The sequence below is a fragment of the Schlesneria sp. genome (assembly GCF_036405755.1).
Lineage (GTDB): Bacteria > Planctomycetota > Planctomycetia > Planctomycetales > Planctomycetaceae > Schlesneria > Schlesneria sphaerica.
In genome coordinates this window covers 1-7455 of sequence record NZ_DASWWZ010000074.1, presented here as the reverse complement: position 1 = coordinate 7455, position 7455 = coordinate 1, and the positions used below count along the sequence as shown (strand labels likewise).

Here is a 7455-nt window from a genome sequence, read left to right as displayed (position 1 = left end):
GGTCTCTCTCCGCTCGTGGGCTGCACTCTTATAGACTCGCGTCGCCTGGAGTCTCCCGTCGTCCTGCCCTTGGCCGTGTCGGCGTTGAGTTACGCGTCCTTCAGGTAGTCTCCGATTATGACCGTCACGTTGTCACGGCCTCCTGCGGCAAGTGCTGCATCGATCAGTTGCTGGCAAGATTCCTGGGTTGAGCAGTTTCTCGCCATGATCTGGGAAATGTGAGAGTCACTGGCCATGTCAGTCAGGCCGTCGGTGCAAAGGAGTAAGCGGTCGCCATCCTCAAGCTCGATGTGCGAAGTCTCGACGTCGAGCTGATTAAGGTTTCCCCCGAGGCAACTGACGAGAGTGTTCCGGAATCGCCTGGCGGCTTCGTCGATGGAGTTGATGAGTCCGGCTGCGAGCATGGATTCCGCGAGTGTCTGGTCTTTGGTCAGCCTGTGCAGTTTGCCATCGCGAAACAGATAAGCACGCGAATCCCCCACGTGGAAGATGAACGCGTCCCAACCCACTGTCAAAGCCCCGGTCAGGGTGGTTCCCATGCCGCGGTACTCACCCTGGGCACGGGCTTCATCCTGGATTCGCTGGTGGATGAGATGCATATAGACGTTGATGGCTTCTTGCAATTCTGCCCGTTCGGCTTGAGAAAGGTTGAAGTGCCACTTGAAGGCTTTGCCAGTCAGCTCCCAGCACGTTTGCAGAGCGAGCATGCTGGCCAGCTCGCCGAACGCGGCGCCTCCGATACCGTCGGCAACCGCGAGGGAATAAGCTTCATCGCTATTCCCTTGATAGGCGTCGTTGGGCATGTTGGTCAGCAGGACGTCACGACCACGGTATCGCCGCACAACTGAGTAATGGTCTTCATTGTTCGTTCGGAGCAATCCGCGATGGGACAGGGCGCCGAACTCTGTTTTCACCCGAACCGCCTCGTCACCAAAGTACTTGGTCGCAAGTTCGTCGTAGTCGGGCTTCGCCGGGCGAAACCATTGCGTGTCCTCGATTCGCGAAGTTGCCACGACTATGTCCTTTCTGCCGCGAGATGTGACTGCCGGAGTTTTATCTCTATTGTAGACATCCCGGTTCATGAACGTCTGTGTACATCTTGTTATCTTTTCGAGGTGACCGAGTCGCTGCGGGTCGGATGATTTCAGCGCCAGTTCGTCCTGAGCCGGCTGTCAGCGCTGCCTGAAGCGCTTTCGTAGAGGTCAGCTTGGAGCGATCCTCGTCCCCTCCAGACAGTTGCAGCGAGTGAAACCTCGTGAGAATGAAGGAGCAATCATTGTTCCGTCGCCCGAAAGCCTCTCGGGAATTGAAGGAATGAGCCGGAGAAATTGGCTTCAGAGAGTGGCAGCCACGTTGCGGGATCTATAAATTCTCCGTAATTCTGCAGCGAATCGCCGATTCGTACCCGATCAAGCGCATTCGGGTCCCTGAATTGGGCTCTGCCGGTGAATTACGGGATGTCTTCGCTTCCCTCACCCTCGCTGCGTTGCTACACTTTCTCCCCGGCTCTCGCCTTGGTACGTACCGGTACAGGCTGAAGTGCGAACATTTCTCAAAACATCCGATGGGAGGATTGTGTGGTTAAGTTGCGGTTGCGGGACAATGAGGGAATCAATGACGCGGTGAAGCGGTTTCGTAAATTGGTCGAGCATGCGGGCATCAAGAAAGAGATGCGCCGACGTGAATTTTACGAAAAGCCAAGCGAAACCCGCCGTCGTGCCCGTCGTCGCGCCGAACGTCGTTCACGGATTCAGCGAATGGTCGGTGGGGGCAGCCCTTCCGCACCAGCCGGTAAGCCAGATCGATAAGTTCGAGAGTTTACAGCAGTTCTGGAAATGTTCAGCACTCGACCAGCCGTTCTTCGGAATTGATGCTGGAGCAGGGAACGGTACAACGTCGTCTTAGCGGTTTCACGCACGTGCTTCAGGCGCGGCGTGGCCGCTGCGGCTGGAACAGCCTGGATTTTGATCACGCCTGGCTGTTTATTCCTGGAACGCAGTTCTTCGTCCCTGCGATGTTATGCACTTTGAAGCGATGATGCAGCAACGGGGCAGTGGGGTCTGCTCTGTGGCATTGTTTGTCTCATGCGGTGCTCGCACGTGCCGTGAGTTTGGAAGACCTTCTCTTCGGTCGTCCCCGGCACCGATTTGCGATTTGCCGAGGCAATTCGATCGGTTTTGCCCTCTTCTCTTCCTCTCAAGCTTCGTTCATCTCAGCGGGGCCCCTGTGTTGATTTGGCCTGGCGATAGTCCCCGGAAATCGAAAAACGGGCATGCTGAGTCGCTCCATCGCTCATGTATGACGGCGAGACGGAACTGACTCTCTGCAGCCGGAACGACGCAGATCCCTGGCGGCAAAAGTGAACTCGCCACAAATTCGGCTTTCGGCTATTTCTACCGCTGTCACGCCACCTGGCTGAGTGACACTGCGAGGCAATACGCGAGAAGCACGAGTGTCGACATCATTGACTGCCGCGGAAGCTGGTCCTGCGACTCCGACTTTCGTTCACTGGATTGGACGGAAGACGCTCGACCTGTTCATTGCCATCGGCGATCTGGTGACCTTCACCTGGCAGCTTTGGGGTTTTCTGTTTGCACGACTTCCGCGCGGTCGCGTGCTCTGGCCGATCTTTTACGAAGTGGGCGTTCGAAGCGTCCCGGTTGTCTGCATTACGGGGTTGTTCATCGGGATGGTGCTGGCGGTGCAATCCTATGATACCTTGAGTCAGCTTCACTTCGAGATTCACATCGGTTCCGTCATTAACGGGACTCTGGTGAAGGAACTGGGGCCGGTGCTGGCGGCCGTGATGCTGGCAGGGCGAGTCGGAAGCTCCATCGCTGCGGAGATCGGCACGATGAAAGTCAGCGAGCAGATCGATGCTCTGAAAGCCCTCGGAGCGGACCCTGTGGCGTATCTGGTGGTTCCTCGCTTTCTGGCCTGCTTCTTAATGATCCCGGCGCTCACCATGGTGGCAGAAGGGGTGGGAATTTTCGGGGGCTGGTTTGTGAGCACCCAGGTTTATGGGGTCAGCGGTCATCACTTCTGGGATTTCTCAGATCGATTCGTCAGCGGTTTTGATGTGATTACCGGGGTTGTGAAGAGCATGAGTTTCGGGGCGGCGATCGCCATCGTTGCCTGTCACCGGGGTTTTCGTTGTGGATCCGGGGCAGAAGGTGTCGGCCGCGCTGCCACGGAAGCCTTTGTCATGTCATTTATCGCGATCCTGGCACTCGATCTGGTACTGGCGCTGACCACAATTCAGCTCGTGAAGACCTTGGAAATGCTTGGAGTTCCGGTCACCTAGTTCCGGACAGGCCCTCAGGCATGATGCTCACTTACTGGAATGGATGTCAGCGATTGTGATGGATCACGAACAGTCAACTCAGCTCGAAACCTCGTCGAACCGCGACCCGGCGGACCATGCCGCGTCGCTTCCCTCGCTACCGGGGTTACAGGTCACCGAGAGACTCTCCGCCAATTCACAACTCCCGCCAACTCCATCGTTGGCTCAGGCATCCCACCGACCGATGACGACTGGTTCTCGCGCGAGCCGTCCGGCAGCGGCAACGGCCCGGGGCAGCACACTGGCGATGGAACTTCGCAACGTGTCTCAGTCGTTCGGAACTCAACAGGTCCTCCGCAACATCTCGCTGGAAGTACGACGAGGGGAAACACTGGTCCTCATCGGTGAGAGCGGTTGCGGAAAGAGTGTCACCACAAAACTGCTGGCGGGGTTGCTGAACCCGACGCAGGGAGATGTCTTGTGGGATGGCCGACCCGTGAGTGACCGCAGTCCTGCTGAGCGGCGACGTGATCGACTGCGACTGGGGTATTTGTTTCAGGGAGCGGCTCTCTTCGACAGCATGAACGTGTTCGAGAACATCGCTTTCGGCCTGCGTGAAAATACGATGCTGAACGAATCGCAAATTCGTGACATCGTCCATGAGCGGCTGCGGGAAGTGGGACTGCCCGAGAGTACGGCACGGAAGCAACCGTCTGATCTCTCGGGGGGAATGAAAAAGCGAGTCGGGCTGGCGCGTGCTCTGGCGATGTCGCCTGACATTGTCTTTTATGATGAGCCGACAACGGGATTGGATCCCGTGATGAGCGAGGTCATCAACGAACTCATCGAGCAGACGCAGGCCCGCCGTCAGGTCACCAGTGTGGTGGTGACACATGACATGAAAACCGTTAGCCGTGTCGCTGATCGCGTCGTCATGTTCTACCCGCTGGCCCGGTTGGGAGCGGGGGAGTCACAACTGGTGTTTGAAGGTACGCAGGAAGACGTCTTTGAGTGCGAGGATCCCCGCGTCGCTCGATTCGTGCGAGGTGAACTCGATCCGCGCCGGAATGCGGGGTAATCCCGATCCGTCTCAGCAGATCTATGCAGTGACTGTCGTTTAAGAAGGAAAATCATGGCCACGGAACGGCAACTCCAGTTTCGAGTCGGTGTGCTGGTCACGGTCGCTCTCTCGATTTGTATTGGACTGGTGGTCTGCTTTGGTGATGTGCAGCATCTCTGGAAGAAGAGCTACCCTCTGGTCGTCCAACTCGACAGCGGCACGGGACTCTACCCCACTGCGCCCGTCCTGTTATGCGGCCTGAATATCGGTACGGTCAAACAGGTTGAACTCGATAAACAGGGGCGGGGCGTCAACGTCATCGTCGACATTCAGGAGGGGATCGATTTCCCCAAAGACACCCGCGCCGTCGTGACCAGGTCTCTGCTGGGGGAGTCGGCAATTGAATTCGTTCGAGGAACGGACTCGGAAATCCTGAAGCCCGGCAGCCGACTGCAAGGGCAGACTGCCGTCGACCCACTGGTGATGGTACAGCGACTGGAGGCGAGAACGACCGATTCGCTCAGTGCCTTCAGCGAAACCAGCCAGGAATGGCGGAACGTAGCCCGGAATCTGAATCAATTGATGGAGACGCGGCGAGGTAACCTGACGGAAATCGTCGAGAACGCGGCGGAGTCACTGCACCAGTTCACGGCGACGATGAAGACTGCGAACCAGTTGATCGCGACCATCAACAAGGTGGCGGCTGACCCCGCCTCACAGCAGGCGGTCAGGGAAACATTGACCGGTCTGCCGAAGCTCGTCACAACCACGAAAGCCACGGTGGATGAGACGCGGCTGGCAGTGGCGTCAAGTCGTCAGATGATCGACAGTCTCAACCGGAACCTCGTGAATCTCTCTCAGGTAACAGAACCCCTCGGGCAACGTGGCGACGAAGTGGTGTCCAAGGTCGATAGTGTCTTGGGGAAGATGGACGCATTCCTGACGGAACTGAATCACTTCGCCAAGGAGGTGAATCAGCAGGACGGGACGCTGCACAAATTTATCGCTGATCCCACGCTGCACAATCAATTGGTTCGCTCAACCGAGTCTGCCAATGTCCTGCTCAAGAACCTGGACCCGATTCTCAGGGATCTGCGTGAGTTCAGCGATAAGATCGCGAGGAACCCGGAAGTTCTGGGACTGGGTGGAGCGGTCCGTCCCAGTAAAGGTCTGAAAGACGCCGAAATGAGATCCCAAACTCACAATGGAGTTTCTCCCAAGACCATCGTCCGCGGGAATAACCCCGAATAAACTCACTGCACTGGCCGTCGACTGACCGCTGATCAGGGGCGCGATGGCCGTCGGATTACTCCGTGAAGCGCTGTGACGCAAAAAGAAAACGCCCCTGTTCAACGTCCGTCGCGGAGGGGGCAAACACAGTTCTGCGAAGAACGTTCGCGCTTGATCTCCACGGATGGCACCGCCGTCGCGGTGGAGAGGGTGCTATTGCCAGTCCCTCATCGGAATTATTTGGTTGAGGTGGTTGCGGCTTCTGCGGGAGTGATCGCGACACCGGAACGGTCGCAGACGCGAACCTGGAATGTCCAAGCCTGAGCCCAGTCATCGGTTTGTTCGTTCTGGCAGATTTTCAGCAGGATCGTGTTCGGACCTGGCTTCAGTTTTGCGCTGACCTTGTACTGGTCCAGGAACGAACCCCGGTGGTATTCTTCGTGCCCAAAGATCTGCACGCCATTGACCCAGATTTTCCAGGCATTGGGAGTTCCGAGACGGAATTCCACGTCCCGTGCTGCATCGGAAACAAAGGTGGTTGTCGCGTAGGTTACCGCGCCTTTGAAGGGTTCCGTTTTCTTGGCGATATCGAAGATCCCGTACTCATCGTCCGTTGAGTATTCTTTCCACTCAACCTCGCCCATTTTCCCCACGTATTTGGCTTTGAGGTTCAATTCGCGTTCGGGTGGATAGGCGATATTGAAGCCTTTCTTGTCGGTGTTATCGAACGGACCAATCAGAGACCACTTTGTCAGAAAACCGAAGTGTTTTTGCAGATCAACCGTCTCGCCAAGTTCCCGCAGCGGTTTCACGATCTCTTTCACCTGATCATCGTCGATCGCGCCGGAGAGTGCGCTGGTCAGCAGTTTCCGTTCGGTCTCTTTGTCGTCCTGTTCATGTGCTTTGGTGGCTTGTGCCATTAATCGAGCGACAGCATCGCGCCGAAACTCGGAACTGGTGTCCTGCAGCATTCCCGGAATTAACCGATCAGATGCGGTGGCATCGACCTTCAGCAGCCATTCATACGCAAGTCGACGAGCTTCGGGGGAACGAGCGGTGTCTTTGACGAAGCTTTCGAGAGACTTAGCGGGAAGGTTTCCCGTGGTCTTCAGTGTTCGATCGGCGATGGTGTCGACGGCGGATCGAAGCCAGTTTACGGCAAGCGGATTGGCATCTTCGAAGTTTTTGAGGATGACGGGCAACGCGTCGGTCGGCGCCTGCGACAGTTCTTTGACGGCGGCGATCGCTGCGGAATGACGGGCTCCTTCCGGACCGACGGACTTGATCGCTTTGATATTTTCTTCGATCGATGCGGCATTCGCCTGCAGAGCGGGGGCCAAGGAAACTGCAAAGCATGCAATGAAGACTGTCCAACTCCAGGCTCTTGACCGCATCGATGGCTCTCCCGCAGCAGTTCGTTCTCGTGAAAACTCTCTTTATCTGGGCTGACCAGCTTCAGATGAGAATTGACACGAATTCTACCCGTAGCGCGGGACAAAAGACTACTGTCTCATGCTGGTTGCGCCGGAGCGGCCGTGTGGATAGGATTGTGCCCGGGCGGATGACAACGTTGCTGCTGCCAGGTTTTTGTGGGCACGATCGATGAACGGATCGTTGTCGCGTCGATGCTGAATTTCCGGGCTGCCGTCAATCAATGGACTAATCCTTTACAGGAAGCACCTATGAACCCTTTGCGCGATGCGAGGCACAGGTTGAAGAGTCACTTGAACGTAGTGCGATTGCTGACGGCAGCAGTTCTCGGTCTGGCGGTCGCCGGTACGGCTCCGAATCTTCTCGCGTCCCCGCCCAGCATCGTCGTCGACACTCCGATGCATCCTCCCTACTGGGCTCTTTTGGAGCGTGAACTGCTCAGACAGAATGC

The 7455-nt window shown here is 56.8% G+C and carries 7 protein-coding genes; 5 read left to right on the top strand and 2 right to left on the bottom strand.

Annotation, left to right across the window (positions count from 1 at the left end):
* Positions 1-89 precede the first annotated feature (89 nt).
* Positions 90-1013: a PP2C family protein-serine/threonine phosphatase gene (locus VGE80_RS02565; protein ID WP_373650545.1), complete on the bottom strand. Its 924-nt coding sequence runs from the start codon at positions 1011-1013 to the stop codon at positions 90-92.
* 564 nt (positions 1014-1577) lie between these two features.
* On the opposite strand from VGE80_RS02565, the gene rpsU reads away from it, so the two are divergent.
* From rpsU to VGE80_RS02545, 4 genes are all read left to right on the top strand, one after another.
* Positions 1578-1808 carry a 30S ribosomal protein S21 gene (gene rpsU, locus VGE80_RS02560; RefSeq protein ID WP_373650546.1) on the top strand — a complete coding sequence of 77 codons (231 nt, stop codon included), beginning with the start codon at positions 1578-1580 and terminating at the stop codon, positions 1806-1808.
* A 644-nt stretch (positions 1809-2452) separates the two neighbouring features.
* Positions 2453-3304 carry an MlaE family ABC transporter permease gene (locus VGE80_RS02555; protein ID WP_397571321.1) on the top strand — a complete coding sequence of 284 codons (852 nt, stop codon included), beginning with the start codon at positions 2453-2455 and terminating at the stop codon, positions 3302-3304.
* Between the two features lie 58 nt (positions 3305-3362).
* Entirely contained in the window at positions 3363-4361 is a 999-nt protein-coding gene (locus VGE80_RS02550) for an ABC transporter ATP-binding protein (protein WP_397571865.1), read from the top strand.
* Positions 4362-4415: 54 nt separating this feature from the next.
* Positions 4416-5594 carry an MlaD family protein gene (locus VGE80_RS02545; RefSeq protein WP_440591566.1) on the top strand — a complete coding sequence of 393 codons (1179 nt, stop codon included), beginning with the start codon at positions 4416-4418 and terminating at the stop codon, positions 5592-5594.
* A gap of 215 nt (positions 5595-5809) precedes the next feature.
* Here VGE80_RS02545 and VGE80_RS02540 read toward each other — a convergent pair whose 3' ends face one another.
* Positions 5810-6967 (bottom strand): hypothetical protein, encoded by a 1158-nt coding sequence (locus VGE80_RS02540; RefSeq protein ID WP_440591565.1) that lies wholly within the window; start codon positions 6965-6967, stop codon positions 5810-5812.
* A gap of 288 nt (positions 6968-7255) precedes the next feature.
* Here VGE80_RS02540 and VGE80_RS02535 point away from each other — a divergent pair.
* Positions 7256-7455: hypothetical protein (locus VGE80_RS02535; RefSeq protein WP_440591564.1), on the top strand; the 200-nt coding region annotated here is incomplete at its 3' end.